The sequence below is a fragment of the Aeromicrobium alkaliterrae genome (assembly GCF_039529015.1).
Lineage (GTDB): Bacteria > Actinomycetota > Actinomycetes > Propionibacteriales > Nocardioidaceae > Aeromicrobium > Aeromicrobium alkaliterrae.
In genome coordinates, this window is record NZ_BAAAME010000002.1 from 1,155,315 (window position 1) to 1,172,999 (window position 17,685).

Genomic DNA, 17,685 nt, shown 5'->3' on the forward strand with positions numbered 1-17,685 from the left:
CGTGCTGGAGAAGGAGAGTGCCCGATGAGGGTCATGGTCACCGGAGGTCTGGGCGTCAACGGAGCATGGCTCGCGCGCGACCTCATCGGAGGTGGGCACGAGGTCTCGGTCATCGAGACCCGTGACGACACGTCCCTGCTCCCCGACGTCGCCGACCAGGTGGAAGTCGTCCTCGGCGACATCACCGACACCGACGGACTGTCGACGGCGGTGCAGAAGCTCGCCCCCGACGTCATCGTCCACCTCGCCGCTTTCGTCGACTGCGAGCGGAGTCCCCAGGTCGCCGTGGACGTCAACGTCAAGGGCACCGCCAACGTCGCTGCCGCAGCGGCTGCCGCCGGCGTGCGTCGTGTCGTCTACACGAGCTCCAAGGCCGTGTACGCGCCGGCGACCGGGCATCTCGGTCACCCCACCTACACGCCGATCGGTGAGGACGAGCACCTCGGACCCACCGGCATGTACGGCATCACGAAGAAGGCTGGCGAGGACGTGCTCGCCTGGTACGGCCGGAACACCGACGTCGAGTGCGTGAGCCTGCGCTTCGGCACGATCTTCGGGCCGGGCCGCCTCCAGCGCCACGCCGGGCCGATCAACACCTACAGCTCGCTGATCGAGATCCCCGCGAGCGGTCAGCCCTTCACCCTCGAGCGCGGCGGCGAGGAGGGCGACGACCTCGTGTACCTGCTCGACGTGGCCGACGCGATCTCGACCGTCGTCCTCGCACCGGATCCCCTGCGGCACACGGCCTACAACATCGCGGCCGGCCGCGTCACGACGCTCAACCAGATCGGTGACGCCGTGCGTGCGGCGGTGCCGGACGCGGACCTCACGATCGGCCAGGGCCTCAACCCGATGGAGCAGCCCGACCCGTACTACATAGCGCTCGACGGCAGCCGCATCGCCGACGAGCTCGGCTGGCGTCCGCGCTTCGACATCCCGTCCGCGGTGGACCACTTCGTCGGGCTCGTCCGGGAGCGCACCGCATGAGGGCCGCGCTCTACCGACGGAACGGCCGCGCCTCCGACGTGCTGGAGATCGTCGACCTCGAGGTCCCCGACCCCGGCCCCGGCGAGGTGCGCGTGCGCATCGTGACGTCGGGCATCAACCCCACCGACTGGAAGACCCGAGACGGGCACGCTGGGCGCGTCCCCGACGGATTCCAGGTGCCGCACCACGACGGGTCGGGCGTCGTTGACGCCATCGGTCCCGGGGTGGACCACCTCGCGCCCGGCCAACGTGTCTGGCTGTACCTCTCGGCGTTCGGCAACCGTTACGGCACCGCCGCTGAGCACGCGCTCGTCCCAGCCGAACGGGTCGTGCCCCTGCCCGACGACGCCAGCCACGAGCTCGGAGCCTGTCTCGGCGTTCCCGCTCTCACCGCGGCGCACTGCCTCGGCGGCGACCCGAACGACCTGAGCGGGACGACGGTCCTGGTCGCCGGCGGTGCCGGAGCCGTGGGGCACTTCGCGATCGAGCTCGCCAAGCATGCCGGGGCCTACGTCGTGGCCACGGTGAGCTCCGCCGCGAAGCGTGACCTGGCCATCGCCGCGGGCGCCGACACCGTCGTCCTCTACACCGATCCCGACGCGGTCGAGCAGATCCTCGCTGCCAACGGCCCGGTGGACCGGGTCGTCGAGGTCGCCCTCGCCGACAACCTGGCGCTGGACCTCGCCGTGGTGGCCCCCGGGGCCACCATCGCGACCTATGCCGCCGCTGGCGAGCTCGCGATTCCTGCGAGCGACTTCATGGTCAACAACCTGAGCCTGACCTTCACGCTCCTGTACGGGCTGACCCCGGAGCAGATGGCTGCCGCAGTGCGCTGGACGTCCGAGGCGGTCGCGGCCGGTTCTCTCACTGCGCTGCCCATCCACCCCTACGCGCTCGAGCAGATCGCCGCGGCGCAGGACCGCGTGGCGGAGAACCCGGTCGGCAAGGTCCTGCTGCAGGTGGGAGCCCCATGAGCGCCCCCGCCGTCTCGCTCTCGCAGCTGACTCCGCTGTCCTTCCTCGAGCGGTCGGCGACCGTCCATCCGACCAAGCCCGCCGTCGTGCACGGTGACCTCACCTGGACCTACTCCGACCTCGCACAGAGGGTCGAACAGGTGGCGCGAGCGCTGCACGCCACCGGCGTGCAGGCCGGCGACCGTGTCGCCTACCTGATGCCCAACGTGCCGGACATGCTCGTGGCGCACTTCGCCGTGCCGCTGGCCGGTGCCGTGCTCGTCGCGATCAACACGCGGCTGGCGCCGGAGGAGGTCCGCTACATCCTGGACCACTCCGGCTCGACCGTCCTGGTCGTCGACACCGAGCTCGCCTCCACGCTCGCGCCGGTCGTCGACGCGCTGGAGACGGTTCGGACCGTCGTGGTCGCCGCCGACCCGACCGTGGCGAGTCCCGCACCCGCTGCCCTCCCTGGCGCCATCTCCTTCGACGAGCTGCTGGACCTGGCCGACGGGACGGATCCGCTGACCTGGAGGGTGGATGACGAGAACGCGCCGATCTCGATCAACTACACCTCCGGCACGACCGGCCGGCCCAAGGGTGTCGTCTACACGCATCGCGGCGCCTACCTGAACGCGCTCGGCGAGAACGTGCACTCGGACCACTCCGTCGACAGCGTGTACCTCTGGACGCTGCCGATGTTCCACTGCAACGGCTGGTGCACGACGTGGTCACTCGTCGCCGCCGGCGGCACGCAGGTCTGCCTGCGCGAGGTGCGTGGCGACCAGGTGTGGTCGCTCATCGACCGCCACGCGGTCACGCACCTCAACGGCGCACCGACCGTCGTCACCACGATCCTCAACGCCCCGGAGGCGCACCTGCTCGACCGGCCACTGGTCGTCACTGTCGCAGGCGCACCGCCGAGCCCCACGACCCTCGCCGAGGCCGAGACGATGGGGTTCGCGATCGTGCACGTCTACGGCCTCACCGAGACCTACGGCCCGTACACGGTCAACGAGCGGCAGCCCGCATGGCAGTCGCTGCCCGGTGACGAGCGCGCACACCTGCAGTCCCGACAAGGTGTCGCGATGGTGCAGGCGGACCCCGTCCGCGTGGTCGAACCCGAGCTGGTCGACGGCGTGCTCGTCGACGTGCCGGCTGACGGAGTCACGATGGGCGAGATCGTGATGCGTGGCAACACCGTGATGCGCGAGTACCACCGCGATGGGGAGGCGACCGCGAAGGCCTTTGCCGGAGGCTGGTTCCACTCCGGCGACCTCGGCGTGATGCACCCCGACGGCTACGTCGAGCTGCGCGACCGTGCGAAGGACGTCATCGTCTCCGGCGGCGAGAACATCTCGACCGTCGAGGTCGAGCACGCCATCGCGTCGCACCCGGGCGTGCTCGAGGTGGCGGTGGTCGGCGTGCCGGACGAGCGGTGGGGCGAACGCCCCAAGGCGTTCGTCGTCGCACGCTCGGGCCACGACGTCGGCGAGGTCGCCCTGCTCGAGCACGTGCGCTCGCGCCTGGCCCGTTACAAGGCGCCGCGCGAGATCCAGGTCGTCGGCGAGCTGCCGAAGACGTCGACCGGCAAGGTACAGAAGTTCGAGCTGCGCGAGAAGGAGTGGTCCGGTGAGCAGTCCCGCATCCGAGGGTGACGCGAGGCGACGTCTGCACGGAAGGACGGCGATCGTGACCGGTGCCAGCCGTGGCATCGGTCTCGGCGTGGCCGAGCGACTCGTGGCCGAGGGAGCCCGCGTCGTGCTGACCGGTCGCCACGAGGAGGCCCTCGACGAAGCCATCGCCCTGCTCGGCCCCGACGTGGCATCCGGCGTCGCCGGCAAGGTGGACGACCCCGCCCACCAGGCGGCGACGGTCGCACACGCGATCGAACGGTTCGGCAGCCTCGACGTGCTCGTCAACAACGCCGGCGTCAACCCGTGGTACGGGCCCATGATCGAGATCGACCTCACCGCGGCGCGCAAGATCGTCGAGGTGAACTGCTTCGCGTCACTGGCCTGGGCCCAGCACGCCCACCGGGCGTGGATGGGCACCCACGGTGGCTCCATCGTCAACATCGCGTCGCACTCAGCCGTGCGCCCGGCCCCGGGCGTCGGCATGTACGGCGCGAGCAAGGCGATGCTCGTGTCGATGACCGAGCTGCTGGCGGTGGAGCTGGCCCCGGACATCCGGGTCAACGCGGTCGCCCCGGCCCTCGTGAAGACGCGGTTCTCCGCAGCCCTCTACGAGGACCACGAAGAGGAGATCGCTGACGACTACCCGCTCGGGCGTCTGGGCGAGCCCGGCGACATCGGCAACGCTGTCGCCTTCCTGCTGTCGGACGAGGCCGCGTTCATGACCGGCCAGCTCATGGTGGTCGACGGCGGCATCACGCTTCGAGGAGGTGTGGGCGATGAGCGTGTCGGGTAGCGGTGTCGTGGTCACGGGGGCCGCCGGAGGAATCGGCAAGGCCCTCGCGGCACGGCTGGTGCGCGAGGGCGCACGCGTGGTCGTCAACGACCTCGACCCGGAGGCCACCGAACGTGCAGCCGCCGAGACCGGCGCGCACCCGGTGCCCGGGGACGCGGCCTCTGAGGAAGGCGTGGCCTCGCTGATCGAGCGCGCCCGCGATCACCTGGGCGAGATCGACTCCTGGTTCGGCAACGCAGGCGTCGCCCGGGGCCAGGGCCTCGACGCGACCGAGGCGGAGTGGCACACCAGCTGGGAGGTCAACACCATGGCGCACGTGCGCGCCGCGCGGCTGCTGGTCCCCGGGTGGATCGAACGCGGCTCCGGGCGGTTCGTCGTGACGGCCTCGGCCGCCGGGCTGCTGACGGCGCTCGGCACCCTGCCGTACTCCGTCTCGAAGCATGGCGCCGTCGCCTTCGCGGAGTGGCTGTCGGCGACGTACCGCCACCGCGGCCTGGTGGTCCAGGCCATCTGCCCGCAGGGTGTGCAGACCGACATGCTGGCGGCGCCAGGCCCTCTGCGCGACGTGCTCGTGGCCGACGGGGCCCTCACTCCCGAGGCCGTCGCCGACGTCACCTGGGAGGCACTGCAGGACGACCGCTTCCTCATCCTCCCCCAGCCCGAGGCCGCCGGTTACTACGTCGCCCGAGCGACCTCCACCGACCGCTGGCTGGGCGGGATGAACAAGCTCCAGCGCCTCATCGAGTCCGCCACCTGACCCACGCTCTCCGCCCCGCCCCCAGATGTGTGCAGAAGCTCGGCTGAGAACCATCACCCAAGCCGAGCTGGTGCACACGTCTGGAGGCGGGGATGGCGGTCAGTAGTGGACGGAGCCACGGTTGCCGGCACCGACGCTCACGGAGTCCCCTGTGACTGCGGCAGCGCGGGGCGAGGCAAGGAACACGATGACGTCGGTGAGCTCACGGGCGGTCACGATGCGGTGCAGGCTCGTGGCCTTGCCGAGGTCGTCGAGGACCTCCTGCTCGCTGCGACCCGACGCTGCCGCGCGGTCAGCCAGCATCCCCGGGGTGCGCTCGGTCTCGACCAGACCAGGGTGGACGACGGTGACACCGATGCCCGACGGACCGAGCTCGTCGGCCAGGTTTGCAGTCAGGGCTGACACGGCGACGTTGCGGATCGTGCCCGAGATGGAGCCGGTCCGGCGGGCGTTCAGGCCGGACACGTTGACGATCCGGCCGTACCCCTGCGCGGTCATCGACGGTGCGACCGCTCGTGCCGAGCGGAGGTAGCCGAGAACTTTCGTGTCGAAGTCAGCGGCGACGTCGGCGTCGGCGAGGTCGGCCAGAGCGGCCGGCCCGGCGGCGAACGACGGCTGCGCTGCGCAGTTCACCAGCACGTCGACCCCGCCCCAGGCGGCGACGACCGTGCCGACCGCTGCCTCGACCGAGGCTGCGTCCGTCGTGTCCGCCGGTGCCGTGAGGACCTCGGCGTCTGCGCGTGACGCACGCACCTCGTCGGCCGCGGCCTCGATCCGAGCGACGTCCCGCGCCAGCAGGGCGACCCGCGCTCCCTCCGCCACCAGCCCGTGGGCCACGGCGAGGCCGATGCCACGGGAGCCTCCGGTCACGATGACCCGTGCGTCCGTCAGTCCGAGATCCATGGTGCTCCTTCGTCGAGGGTGGTCAGCCGCGCAGGGCGGCGGCTGTGGTGAGAACTGCGCGGGGGTCGGCCGCGCGAAGCGCCGACAGCAAGGTGTCGACGGCCGCGTCCACGTCGACCGTGCACCGGTCGGCCAGGCCGCGCGCGGCTGCCTCCTCGCCCGACCACCGCTCGCTCCCGAGCAGGAGCAGGCCCGCCGGGCCCGAGCCCACGACCTCGACCAGCCGGTCGATGAACACGCGCTCGTACACGAGACCGTTGCGCAGCGACGGGATCGAGAAGGTCGACCGAGGCGTGGCGATGCGCACGTCGCACGCGAGCGCCAGGCTGCACCCGGCGCCGAAGCAGTGGCCGTCGATCGCGGCGACCTTCGGCAGGTCGAGCGCCGCGACCGCGTGCACCGCGTCCTCGGCGAGCTGGCGGTAGCGCTCGACGTGCGCGGGATCGGGGACGCGCAGCTCGGCGAGGTCTCCCCCGGCCGAGAAGCTGCCGCCGACACCGCGCACCAGCAGGGCCACGACGTCGGGATCGGTCCGGATCGTCGCCAGGTGCTCGAGCAGCGAGGTCCACATCTCGAACGACATCGCGTTGCGCTTGTCCGGGCGGTCGATCGTGACGACCGCGACGCGGTCGACGACCGCGAGGCTGACGCTCACGCGCGACTTGCCGCGAGGTCGGCCGGGAGCACGCCGCCCACGACCCCCGCGGCCACGAGGGCCTGGATCTGCGACTGATCATGGCCGAGCTCGGCCAGCAGCGTCGCCGTGTCCTCACCCACCAGCGGCGCTCGACGGTGCGCCCGCGGTGCGCCGTCGGCGACCAACGGCGTGTTGACAATGCGACGGTGGCCGAAGCGCGCCTCGTCGGCGGGGAACATGTCGCGCACGGCGTACTGGGGGTCGTCCATCATCTCGGCGACGTCGTTGACCGGGCCGCAGGGGACGCCCGCGGCACGCAGGAGCTCGATCCAGTCGTCGCGGGTCTCGCGCGAGAACGCCACCTGCAGCAGTGCTGCCAGCTCGGCACGGTGGGCGAAGCGGTTGTACTCGCCGATGAAGCGCGGGTCGGTCACGAGGTCGACCTCGAGCACGCGGCACAGGTCGGGCCAGGAGCGGTCGGTGGCTCCGATGACGAGCACGGCGTCGTCGGAGCAGGTGAAGGCCTCGTAGGGCGCGGTGAGACGGTGTGCCGTCCCGAGCGGGCCGGGCACGTCACCGGTGCCGACGTAGTCGGCCACCTCCCACATCGACCACCCAGCGATCGTGTCGGCCAGGGAGACGTCGATGAATGAACCTCCCAGGCCAGCTCGCACCCGCAGCAGGGCGGCGAGCACGCCGATGACGCCCCACATGCCCGTGCCGAGGTCGCCCATCGGGTAGCCCGCCTTGGCGAGTGAGCCGTCGGGGCTGCCCGTCACGCTCAGCAGACCGCCGTACGCCTGCGCCACCAGGTCGATGCCCTTCGCGTCGCGCATGGGCCCCTCCTGCCCGAAGCCGGAGATCGAGCAGTAGACGAGGTCGGGGCAGGCGTCCTTCAGGTCGTCGTACGCCAGGCCCTGACGCGCCAGGGCGTCGACGCGGAAGTTCTCGACCAGGACGTCGGAGCTCGCGGCGAGGGACTTCACGAGCTCGCGGCCCTGCTCCGACTTGATGTCGACCGCGAGACTGCGCTTGTTCCGGTGGATGAGGTCGAACGGCAGCGGTCGCTGCTCCGGGCCGACGAGCCGTCGACGCAGGGAGTCACCGTCGACCGGCTCGATCTTGATGACCTCGGCACCGAGGTCCGACAAGATCGTCGTGCAGTACGGACCGGCGAGCGCGCCGGTGATGTCGAGGACCCGCACTCCGCGCAGGAAGTGGCGGTCGGTCGCGGTCTCGGTCATGGTCGATCTCCTTGACGTGGGGTGGTGCCGACGAACCGGCGGAGCACCGCGATCTCCTCGGCACGTTCGCGCCGACTGATCGCGGCACCGACGACGCCGGAGGAACCGTGGAAGGTGCCGGGGAACAGGTGCAGCTCGACGGGCACGCCCGCTGCCAGCAGTGCCTGCGCGTAGGCCAGCCCCTCGTCGCGCAGCGGATCGTGCTCCGCCACGGCGATGTAGGCCGGGGGCAGGCCGCCCAGGTCGGTCTCGCGAGCCGGCGCGGCGACGGGCGGGACCGTGTCGGCGCCGGGGACACCGGCACCGAGGTAGGCCGACCAGCAGGCGACGAGGTCGGTGCGCGTCAGTGCCGGGGTCCGCGCGAAGCCGCTGCTCCTGCTCGTCAAGCGGTCGTCCAGAACGGGCGAGGCCAGGAACTGAAGGCGCACGTCCGGCCCGCCGCGCTCACGCGCGAGAAGGGTGGTCCCTGCGGCGAGGCAGGCACCAGCGCTCACGCCGTGAAGCACGATGCGTTGGCGCTCGACGCCGAGCTCCTCGGCGTGGTCGAACAGCCAGACGAGCCCGGCGTACACGTCGTCGACCGGAGTCGGGAACGGGTGCTCCGGCGCGAGCCGGTAGTCGACCGCGACGACCACGCAGCCAGCCTCGCGGGCGATCTCGACGTTGCGCGGATGGCTCATGGCGAGGTTGCCGAGGATGAATCCGCCGCCGTGCACGTGGTAGACAGCGCCGTCGGAGCGCAGGTCACGTGGCCGGTAGACCCGGAGCGTCACCGCCGCACCGTCGGCGCTCCTGCAGGAGACCTCGTGCGTCGTGACGTCGTCGGCCGGCTCGCTCTGGGTGCCGAACCGGGCCGCGAAGATGCGGCGCGCGCCGGGCACGTCGGTGCGGTCCACCGCGGGCAGCGCCGCCGCAGCGTCGCGCAGCTCGGGATCGACGAGGTCGAGGGAGATCGTCACGGGCGTTGTCCCGCGTGCAGGTCCGACTCCAGCACACGGAGCTGGTCCGAGGCCGGCGTGACCGGGTCGGTCGAGGCGAAGTCGCGCAGCAGCGCCGGATCCTCGATCCAGATCTGCCGCCGGTTGCGTCGGATCGCGCCCGCGTCGCTGAGCTTGCGCAGCGCACGCGACACGACTTCGCGGACCGAACCGATCGCGTGTGCGAGGTCGGTCTGGTCGGTCTGCACCAACAAGCCGTTGACCGTCGGGGTGGCCATCTCGAGCAAGTGCCGGCTCACGCGCTGCTGCACCGACTTGAACAGGTTGTCCTCGAGGTTCGCCACGGACTCGTACGAGCTCTCCGCGAGGTACACGGCGACCGCGTAGCAGAGGTCGGCACGGGTGCGCATGAGACGGCGGAAGGTCTGCGGGTTGAAGATCGTGACCTCGCAGTGGCTGACCGCCTCGACCGAGGACGGGGCACCGTCGGTCATCATCGCCGGCAGCGCGCTGAACTGGCCCGCCGTGACGTACCGGGTCGTGGCCTCGCGACCGTCCCATGCGGTGATCTTGGCCCGCAGCTGACCGCGGTTCACGAGCACGACCTTGTAGTTGTTCTCCCGCGAGATCAGGCCGCCAGCCGGATACGTGGCCTGACGACTGTCGACCAGCAGGGCGTCGCGGACGGCCGGGTCCTGGTCGGCGAGGAACGACTTCGACCACGCCTCGAGGGCCGACGGCGAGATGTGCTGCTGCGGCGCGCTCATGCGGACACCTCCGCATCGTCGACGATGCCGAACTGGGAGGTCACACGCGACCGCGGGTCGCGCGACGGCCAGGTGCCGGCACGGACGTCGTGGAGGAACTCGCGGACGATCGCGTTGAACCGATCCGGCTGCTCGAGGTTGGGCACGTGGCCGCCGTGCGGCAGGACGCGGAGCGCGCTGCTCGGCGCCGTGCGCTTGAGGAACAGTCCGGTCGAGAGGCAGGCCTCGTCCTCGTCGCCGATGACGACGAGCAGGGGGAGGTCGATCTGCGCGACCCGGTCCGCCAGGTCGTGCAGCGAGGGGCGCCGACCCTGGATCTGCAGGACCGTGAGCGCCAGGCCCTCGGCGTCGTGGTCGCCGAACTGGTCGACCATCTCCTGCCATGCTGCAGGATCGCGGTGCTGCAGCTGCACACGGGCGGGCCCCTGGCCCATGTTCCGGCCGACCGGGCCCGCACCGTGGGTGCGCAGCTGGTCGGCGACGTGGCGCGTCTCCGCGACGTAGGCGTCGCGGGTGCTCGGGTCCGAGCCGGATCCGACACTCACCGCCAGGACCGACCGCAGCCGGTCCGGGTGGTGCAGGGCCAGCTGGACGGCCGTGTAGGCGCCCATCGACAGGCCCACGACGTGCACCGTCTCGAGACCGAGCGCGTCGATCACCTCCACCACGTCCTGCACGGCCCGCTGCCACGAGTACGCCGCCGGGTCCGCCGGCACGTCCGACGGCAGGTAACCGCGTGCGGCCACGGTGATGCAGCGGTGGTCGCGCCCGAGGTCGGCGACCTGACGGTCCCAGCTGCGCTGGTCACCCGCGTACTCGTGGAGGAACAGCACCGGATCCCCGGTACCGACGTCCGACACGTGCAGCCGGACCCCGTCGCTCGTCACGACCGATGTGCTCGTCATGGCTCCTCCTCGTTCCGTGCGTCCCACCTCCGATCGACCGGGTGAGACCTGCGTCATACTTTCTACCGCTGATCGGGATGTCTGTGACCAAGGTCCAGAGGGCGACGGTGGACCGTCGTCACAGACCGCGGGCGCTCACCTGGGCCAGCATCGGGGTCAACCCGACCCCAGGAGGTCTCGTGGACATCGCCGTCGTCATCGGCCACCCCCGACCGCAGTCGCGCACCCGTACCGCTGCGCTGGCGATCGCGAATCAGCTCGCGGAACGGGTCGGCGGCACGGTCACCGAGATCGACGTGCTCGGACTCGGGCCGGCGTTGCTGGAGCTCGGCGACGCGTCCGTGGCCCGCACGGTGGAGCGGCTGGCGCGCGCCGATGTCGCGGTCGTGGTCAGCCCGACGTTCAAGGGGTCGTACTCGGGACTGCTGAAGCTCTTCCTCGACCACGTGCCGGCGGCCGGGCTGGGCGGGGTCGTCGCGCTTCCGCTCATGGTCGGCGGCAACCCCGATCACGCCGACGCGCCCGAGCGCCTGCTGAGGCCGCTGCTGCTCGAGACGGGAGCCTCGTGTCCCGTCCCCGGCCACTACCTGCTCGACAGCGACCTGGACGGCGCGACCGTCCCGGACGGCTGGGCGGAGGTACTCGCCTGACGACTCAGGCCCAGGCGAACTGCCGGAGCCCGTCCCGCGTGACGAGGCGGCCGAAGGCCAGCTCGGGGAAGTGAGCCGGTGCGAAGGGGTCCCCGGTCCTCTCCAGCTCCTCGGCGATCCTCGCGCGCATCGCGTTGGCAGCCGCCGTGTCCACGTCGGCCACGCCTTCCCACTCCGGGTCGGTCAGCTCGGCTGCCGTGTGCACGACGTCGCCGAGCAGCAGGGCGCGCTCCCCCGCGTCGGCGACCACGAAGATCGACGTCCCCGGGGTGTGGCCGGGCGCGGGTCGGGCGATCAGTCCGGGAACCAGCTCGTCCTCGGCGTCGAAGAGCTCGAAACGATCGGCCACGGGAGCCAGGTGCGCCCGCACGAGCGGGTCCAGCACCGGGTCGGCGAGCGGTCCGGTGACGAAGTGCTCCCAGTCCGCAGCGTGCACGCGGTAGGTGGCGTTCGGGAATGTCGGTGCGTCGCGGCGAGACGCCCACCCGACGTGGTCGACGTGCAGGTGCGTGAACACGACGTCGGTGACGTCCTCCGGTGCGACGTCGGTGCGGCTGAGGTTCGCGATCAGGCCACCCGTCACGAACGCCTCGTGGATCTGCTCGGAGCCGACCCCCAGGTCGACCAGGACTGTGCGGTCACCCACCTTGACGACGAACGTTCCGATGTCCATCCGGATCCGTCCCTGCGCGTCAAGCGGCTGGTGGTGGCACGACCACGGTGCGCCGGCCGAGTTCGCTGCGGCATGCTCGATCGGCAGCCGCGCGGTGCCGTCGAGCACGGGGATGACGGTGGCGCTGCCGACTCTCATGATGCCCACCCTGCCGCATGCTCGCGCAGCACCGACCCGGCAGCGTCGGCCGCGGAGACGATCCGCTCGATGGCGTGCAGCACGGTCTCCCGTGCCAGCGGCGCCCTGGGCCCCCACAGCGTGAAGCAGCAGGCCACGTCCTCCGGCCCCGCGACGACCGGGACGCTCAGCGATCGCACGATGACCTCGTCGGGCAGGTCAGTCGGACGCGGGTTGTGGACGAGCTGGTCGGTGCGGAGGATCCGCTCGGCCATGGCCGAGGTGATCGTGGCACGCCCACCCCGGAAGAGCTCCACACCGTCGGCATGGTCTGCCACGGCAGCCGTTGAGATCGCGAGCACGTGACCGTCGGCCAGCGACTGCTTCAGCAGCCACTCGGCGAGGTCACGCATCTCCGATCCTGGTGGTGTGCGGCCAAGCCAGCGCGCCCGGACGTCCTCGTCACCCCACGCGGCGAACACCGACCCCATGGGCGGAGCGAACGGCCAGCGCTGCCCCACGCGCGTGGGCACCTCGGCACTGCGTTCCTGTCCCGCGGACGCGGCGATGACGAGCTCGTCACCCACGACGCACAGCGCGCTCACCTCGGCGGAGACCTCCTCGGCCAGGCGCTCCAGCGTGGGCCGTACGAGGTCCACGCGACGCATCTGGCTGAGCAGGTCGGCGTCGGCTGCGCCCAGCGAGACGGGACGGAACGACCCGTACCCGCCACGGAAGAACAGGAGCGGGTAGTCCGAGCTCTGCGCCCGCAGGTGCCGCACCCGACCGATCACGATGTGGTGGTCGCCCGCGTCGTGAATGGCGTCGGTCGTGCAGTCGATGTAGGCCACCGCGCCCGACAGGACCGGGCTTCCCCCGGGCGAGGTCTCCCACTCCAGGCCGTCGAACTTGTCGACCTTGCGGGTGGCGATCTGTCGACAGACGTCCTCCTGGCGCGAGCTGAGCACGTTGACGCAGAAGTCGGACCCGGACTCGCGGAGGCTGCGCCAGGACCCCGACCGCTGGTCCGGTAGGAACGCGACGAGCGGCGGGTCCACCGAGACCGACGTGAACGACCCGACCGTCATGCCGATCGGCTCGCCCTCCGGCCCGCTCGCGGTGACGACCACCACGCCGGTCGGGTACTGGCCGAGAACCTGTCGGAACTGCGCAGGATCGATCTGGACCGGGTGTGTCGTGACGTCCATGGTGCTCCTCCGTGCGGCGGACGGGCGTCCGCGGTGCCGCGAATCTAGCCCCGGCGCGGCGCCCTGAATGTGACCCAGGTCGCACGACCTGGCGGCTGTCGCGGCCACCGCGCCGCAGCGCCGCCAGTGATCCACGTGCGTGAGGTGCGATCCACGTCACACGTGGTGGACCTGGGTCACAGTGCTGCCGCTCCGAGCCGCCATATGTTCCCGGCACGCACCACGGCGACGCCTCGAACGGCGCCGCCACCACCCCCAAGGAGCACGCATGTCCCATCCCCGACGCACCGCGCGGCTGATCGCCGTCAGCATGGTCGCTCTCGCTCTGGCCGCCTGCGGCTCGACCGAGGACGACGGTCCGAAGGCCGAGCCCGCCGACGACTCCGCCCTGTACGCCGCGGCCCGCGAGGAGGGCAAGGTCGTCGTGTACATGAACGTCACGCCCGACGTGGTGGAGGCCGTCTCCGAGGGCTTCGAGGCGACGTATCCCGGCGTCGAGGTCGAGGCGGTCCGCCTGCCCGACGCCGAGATGATTCCTCGCCTCGAGACCGAGCTGAGCTCGGGGGCACCGACGGCCGACTTCGTCGAGAACGCCTCCCCCAACTGGCTGATCGAGCAGGGCAAGACCGGAGCCTGGGTCGCCGCCGACCAGAGCCCGCAGGCCACGGGCGAGGGCGACTACGACACCGAGGCGTTCTTCGACGCCGAGCACAACATCTACGAGCTCGGCGGCACCGTGAACACCTTCGCCTGGAACACGGACCTGGTCCCGGACGGGATCGAGGACTACACCGACCTGCTCGACCAGGACCTCGCAGGCGGAAAGCTCGGCGTCCTCGAGCTGGCCAGCGCACCCGGCAACGACTTCTACATCTGGTTGAAGGAGACGTTCGGCGACGACTTCCTGGACGACCTCGGCGCCCAGGAGCCCCGCATCTACCCCAGCACGACGGGCATCGTCGAGGCGCTCGGCTCGGGCGAGATCTACGCGGCCAACTGGGTCGTGCCGAGCCTCGTGGAGCAGGCCAAGGAGGCCGGAGCGCCGATCGACTACGGCATCTCGCCGACCGGGAAGTTCGGCATCCGCGCCTACGGCGTCGTCAACGCCAAGGCCGCCAACCCGAACGCTGCCCAGCTCTTCCTGGAGTACCTACTGAGCGAGGACGGACAGGCCACGACCTGGCCCCTCGCGAGCTCCGTCCTGGATCCCGCCCCGGGGACCGCTCTCGGCACCAACGAGCAGCTGCCGCCGTGGGACCCGGAGGCGTCCACGCCGGACAAGCTGGCCGCCGCCCGCGAGGCCTGGGACGCCATCTTCCGCTGACGGCCCCCGCCGGGGCGTGCGCGCCTGCGCCCGCCCCGGCACTCCCCCACCCCCGACGACACGACACGACACGAGGAATCGAGACACCATGCCGCACCTTGAGGTGAAGGGCCTGCACAAGCAGTTCGCCGGCAAGCCGCCGACGACCGCGATCGACCAGCTGGAGTTCTCGATCGAGGAGGGCGAGCTCGTCGTCCTGCTCGGACCGAGCGGCTGCGGCAAGACCACGACCCTGCGCTGCCTCGCCGGCCTCGAGACGGCCGATGCCGGCCAGATCTCGCTCGGCGGCCGCACCTGGTTCGACTCCTCGCAGCGCATCGCCCTGCCCCCGGAGAAGCGCAACATCGGCATGGTCTTCCAGTCCTACGCACTGTGGCCGCACATGACGGTTCGCAAGAACATCGGCTACCCGCTGCGCTCGCGGCGCAAGAAGGGCCCGGAGGCGGCTCAGTGGATCGAGGAGGCCGCCGCGCTGGTGAACGTCGAGGCGCTGCTGGACCGGTACCCCGCCCAGCTGAGCGGCGGGCAGCAGCAGCGCGTCTCGCTGGCTCGCAGCCTGGTCTCGCGCCCCGACATGATCCTGTTCGACGAGCCGCTGTCGAACCTCGATGCGAAGCTCCGCGACGACGTGCGCGCCCAGCTGCACGAGCTCCACGGGCGGCTCGGCTTCACCGCCGTCTTCGTGACCCACGACCAGAGCGAGGCACTGGCACTCGCCGATCGCGTCGCCGTCATGCGCGCAGGGCGGTTCGAGCAGATCGGTGATCCCTTCGAGGTGTTCGAGCGTCCGGCCACCGAGTACGTCGCCGACTTCCTCGGCCTGTCGAACCGCCTGCCGGCGGAGCGGGTGGACGGAGGGGTGCGGGTCGCCGGCGCGGAAGTCGTCGGAGACGTCCTCGCTCCGACCGACCTGGGCGACTTCGTCCTGCGCATCCGTCCGGAGGACCTGCACGCCGCCCCGACCCGTGCGGATCTGCGCGGCCTCACCACACTTCCCGCCACCGTGGTCGACGCCGTCTACGGCGGCCGGCACGTCGACCTCTACCTGTCGGTCGCCGAGCTGCGCATCCATGCCCGTGTCGACGGATCCTCCGTCGAGTGGGCTCGTTCACTCACCGCTGGCCGTGGCGTGGTCGTCGGCTTCGATCCGGAGAACGCCAAGGCCTACGGCACCGCCGAGGGCTCGCGCCTGCTCGACGGGCGCCGACTCGCGACGGCGAGGAACGGCGCATGAGCGCCGCCGCCGCCGTCACCGCACCCGTCGGCACCCGGGCCCGGGTCGCGCTGCGCCGGATCGGCGCCCACCGCGTGCTCGCGACCCTCTTCATCGTGCCGCTGGCGTTCCTCGTGGTCATGCCGATCTACCGCCTGCAGTCCGAGGCGTTCAGCAACAGCGGGGAGGCGTACCGCACGGAGTTCGCGCGCGACCGCATGCTCGAGACGATCTGGTCGACGGTCGGCCTGGCGCTCGGGTCGCTCGCGATCGCGATGGTGCTGGGCACGCTCCTCGCCTGGTCGGCGACCCGACTCCCCCCGCGCCTGCGGTTCCTGCGCATCCTGCCGATTCTGCCGATCGTGCTGCCGTTCGTCGCGTCGGTGCTGGGCTGGACGTTCCTGCTCTCGCCCCGCCCCGGCTACCTCAACTCGCTGCTGCGGCAGCTGCCGTGGTGGGACCACCTCACCGAGGGACCGGTCAACGTCTACTCGCTGCCCTGGATCATCATCATCACCGGCCTGAGCCTCACGGCCTTCGTCTACCTGTTCCTCAGCGCAGGGTTCCAGAACATCAACTCCGAGCTCATCGAGTCGGCCCACGTGAACGGGTCCGGCGGGCTCGGCGTGTTCTTCCGCGTGATCCTGCCGATGATCCGCCCGTCGATGCTCTACGGCGGTGCCGTCGCCCTCTTGATCGGGCTGGGCCAGTTCACGGCTCCCCTGCTGCTGGGCCGCCAGAGCGACGTCCGCGTCCTGACCACGGAGATCTACTACGCCCTCTACAACCGTTCGCCGCAGGACCCTGCGGCGGCCGCGGCCATCGCGTCGCCGCTGTTGATCTTCGGCCTCGCGGTCGTGCTGGGGCAGAAGTACCTGCTGGGCGACACGAGCCGGTTCGTGACGCACGGGGGCAAGGGCTTCAAGCCCGTGCGCCGCAGCTCCCGGACCGCCGTCGCGTTCATCTGCACGTACGCCCTGTTCGCCACGGTCCTTCCGCTCGTCGCGCTCGCCATCGTGGCGCTCTCACCCTTCTGGACCCGAAACGTCATGGTCGACAAGTTCACGCTCGAGAACTTCCAGGAGCTTTTCGCAACACCGGCGATGACCGGAGCGATCACCAACAGCATCGTCATCTCGCTGGCGGCCGTCGCGATCTGCCTGCCGATCGGCTTCATCGCGTCGTCGATCCTCCTGCGCGCCAAGGGGATGCGCACGACCCGCGGGATCCTGGACCTGATCATCGCGCTGCCGCTCGGAGTCCCGGCGGTCGTGCTGGGCGTGGGCTTCCTGCTGACCTACACGCAGGAGCCGTTCTTCCTGTACGGGTCCAAGTGGGTCATCCTCGTCGTCTACGTCACGATCATGCTTCCGTTCACGACTCGGATGCACATGTCCGGCATGACGGCACTGGGCGACGCCTACATCGAGGCCTCTCGCGTGTCAGGGGCCGGGATCGTCCGGACGAACCTGCGCATCGTCCTGCCCCTGCTGCGGTCGAGCGTCGGCGGCGCAGCGGCGCTGATGTTCGTGCTGCTGACCCACGAGTTCACGGCGTCACTGCTCGTCCGCGCGCCAGACACTCAGGTCATGGGCACGATCCTCTACGACACCTACACCAACGGGAACTACCCGGTGGTGGCGGCGATCGCGATCGTCATGACCGGGGTGACGTTCGCGGGAGCGGCGGTGGCGCTCAGCATCGGCGGCGCCGACGTGTTCGAGGACCTGTGACGAGGAGGCTTGCGGCACGGCGTCGTGAATGGTTCCCCACGGCTCGTCAACGCCGGTTCATCCCGACGTCCGGTGGCGGACGATGGGCCCTTGACGGGCGCGTGCACGCTCGCCGGATCGGTGACGGCACCGCTGCCTGTGGGCTCGTCGTGACGGAGTGGCCCGTCCTCTTCGACGAGTCGTTCCGTGCCACCGACGGATCGACGTGCCGGGACTGCGTCAGTGCGATGGCCGAGGCGCGCACAC

The 17,685-nt window shown here is 70.9% G+C and carries 17 protein-coding genes; 9 read left to right on the forward strand and 8 right to left on the reverse strand.

All coding sequences use genetic code 11. The features are described from left to right. Window positions 1-24: 24 nt before the first annotated feature. Genes ABD127_RS06860 through ABD127_RS06880 form a run of 5 tightly spaced genes read left to right on the forward strand, consistent with a single transcriptional unit; the run spans window position 25 to window position 5,127 of the window. The gene (locus tag ABD127_RS06860) at window positions 25-987 is read left to right on the forward strand and encodes an NAD-dependent epimerase/dehydratase family protein (RefSeq protein WP_344199092.1); all 963 of its coding nucleotides are present in this window, start codon (window positions 25-27) and stop codon (window positions 985-987) included. Then, on the forward strand, window positions 984-1,961 hold the full coding sequence (locus ABD127_RS06865) for an NADPH:quinone reductase (protein WP_344199094.1): 978 nt from the start codon (window positions 984-986) through the stop codon (window positions 1,959-1,961). The genes ABD127_RS06860 and ABD127_RS06865 overlap by 4 nt, the downstream gene beginning before the upstream one ends. Continuing rightward, entirely contained in the window at window positions 1,958-3,598 is a 1,641-nt protein-coding gene (locus ABD127_RS06870; RefSeq protein WP_344199096.1) for a long-chain-fatty-acid--CoA ligase, read from the forward strand. Before ABD127_RS06865 ends, ABD127_RS06870 begins: the two co-directional genes overlap by 4 nt. After that, on the forward strand, window positions 3,573-4,370 hold the full coding sequence (locus ABD127_RS06875) for an SDR family oxidoreductase (protein WP_344199098.1): 798 nt from the start codon (window positions 3,573-3,575) through the stop codon (window positions 4,368-4,370). Before ABD127_RS06870 ends, ABD127_RS06875 begins: the two co-directional genes overlap by 26 nt. Beyond that, complete coding sequence (locus tag ABD127_RS06880) at window positions 4,354-5,127, forward strand: SDR family oxidoreductase (protein WP_344199100.1); 774 nt, start codon at window positions 4,354-4,356, stop codon at window positions 5,125-5,127. The genes ABD127_RS06875 and ABD127_RS06880 overlap by 17 nt, the downstream gene beginning before the upstream one ends. Window positions 5,128-5,226: 99 nt before the next feature. Here the strand turns inward: ABD127_RS06880 and ABD127_RS06885 are convergent, their stop codons facing one another. The 6 genes from ABD127_RS06885 to ABD127_RS06910 are packed head-to-tail and all read right to left on the reverse strand — an operon-like array spanning window position 5,227 to window position 10,521. Continuing rightward, window positions 5,227-6,030 carry an SDR family NAD(P)-dependent oxidoreductase gene (locus tag ABD127_RS06885; protein ID WP_344199102.1) on the reverse strand — a complete coding sequence of 268 codons (804 nt, stop codon included), beginning with the start codon at window positions 6,028-6,030 and terminating at the stop codon, window positions 5,227-5,229. Between the two features lie 22 nt (window positions 6,031-6,052). Further along, window positions 6,053-6,685: an enoyl-CoA hydratase/isomerase family protein gene (locus ABD127_RS06890; protein ID WP_344199104.1), complete on the reverse strand. Its 633-nt coding sequence runs from the start codon at window positions 6,683-6,685 to the stop codon at window positions 6,053-6,055. Next, the gene (locus tag ABD127_RS06895; protein ID WP_344199106.1) at window positions 6,682-7,911 is read right to left on the reverse strand and encodes a CaiB/BaiF CoA transferase family protein; all 1,230 of its coding nucleotides are present in this window, start codon (window positions 7,909-7,911) and stop codon (window positions 6,682-6,684) included. The genes ABD127_RS06890 and ABD127_RS06895 overlap by 4 nt, the downstream gene beginning before the upstream one ends. Further along, window positions 7,908-8,870: an alpha/beta hydrolase gene (locus ABD127_RS06900; RefSeq protein WP_344199108.1), complete on the reverse strand. Its 963-nt coding sequence runs from the start codon at window positions 8,868-8,870 to the stop codon at window positions 7,908-7,910. Before ABD127_RS06900 ends, ABD127_RS06895 begins: the two co-directional genes overlap by 4 nt. Beyond that, the gene (locus ABD127_RS06905; protein WP_344199110.1) at window positions 8,867-9,616 is read right to left on the reverse strand and encodes a Crp/Fnr family transcriptional regulator; all 750 of its coding nucleotides are present in this window, start codon (window positions 9,614-9,616) and stop codon (window positions 8,867-8,869) included. The genes ABD127_RS06900 and ABD127_RS06905 overlap by 4 nt, the downstream gene beginning before the upstream one ends. Further along, a complete protein-coding gene (locus ABD127_RS06910) occupies window positions 9,613-10,521 on the reverse strand; it encodes an alpha/beta fold hydrolase (protein WP_344199112.1) in 909 nt (302 codons plus the stop codon). The genes ABD127_RS06905 and ABD127_RS06910 overlap by 4 nt, the downstream gene beginning before the upstream one ends. A 179-nt stretch (window positions 10,522-10,700) precedes the next feature. Between ABD127_RS06910 and ABD127_RS06915 the strand changes: the two genes are divergently transcribed. Continuing rightward, a complete protein-coding gene (locus ABD127_RS06915; RefSeq protein ID WP_344199114.1) occupies window positions 10,701-11,171 on the forward strand; it encodes an NADPH-dependent FMN reductase in 471 nt (156 codons plus the stop codon). Between the two features lie 4 nt (window positions 11,172-11,175). Here ABD127_RS06915 and ABD127_RS06920 read toward each other — a convergent pair whose 3' ends face one another. After that, window positions 11,176-11,982, reverse strand: a complete 807-nt coding sequence (locus ABD127_RS06920) for an MBL fold metallo-hydrolase (RefSeq protein ID WP_344199116.1) — start codon at window positions 11,980-11,982, stop codon at window positions 11,176-11,178. Next, the gene (locus tag ABD127_RS06925) at window positions 11,979-13,169 is read right to left on the reverse strand and encodes a flavin reductase (protein WP_344199118.1); all 1,191 of its coding nucleotides are present in this window, start codon (window positions 13,167-13,169) and stop codon (window positions 11,979-11,981) included. Before ABD127_RS06925 ends, ABD127_RS06920 begins: the two co-directional genes overlap by 4 nt. Before the next feature lie 268 nt (window positions 13,170-13,437). On the opposite strand from ABD127_RS06925, the gene ABD127_RS06930 reads away from it, so the two are divergent. The 3 genes from ABD127_RS06930 to ABD127_RS06940 all read left to right on the forward strand — a co-directional run bounded on the left by ABD127_RS06930 (window position 13,438) and on the right by ABD127_RS06940 (window position 17,439). After that, window positions 13,438-14,493, forward strand: a complete 1,056-nt coding sequence (locus ABD127_RS06930; protein WP_344199120.1) for an ABC transporter substrate-binding protein — start codon at window positions 13,438-13,440, stop codon at window positions 14,491-14,493. 88 nt (window positions 14,494-14,581) lie between these two features. Beyond that, the gene (locus ABD127_RS06935) at window positions 14,582-15,727 is read left to right on the forward strand and encodes an ABC transporter ATP-binding protein (protein ID WP_344199122.1); all 1,146 of its coding nucleotides are present in this window, start codon (window positions 14,582-14,584) and stop codon (window positions 15,725-15,727) included. Continuing rightward, on the forward strand, window positions 15,724-17,439 hold the full coding sequence (locus ABD127_RS06940) for an ABC transporter permease (RefSeq protein ID WP_344199124.1): 1,716 nt from the start codon (window positions 15,724-15,726) through the stop codon (window positions 17,437-17,439). Before ABD127_RS06935 ends, ABD127_RS06940 begins: the two co-directional genes overlap by 4 nt. Window positions 17,440-17,685 lie beyond the last annotated feature (246 nt).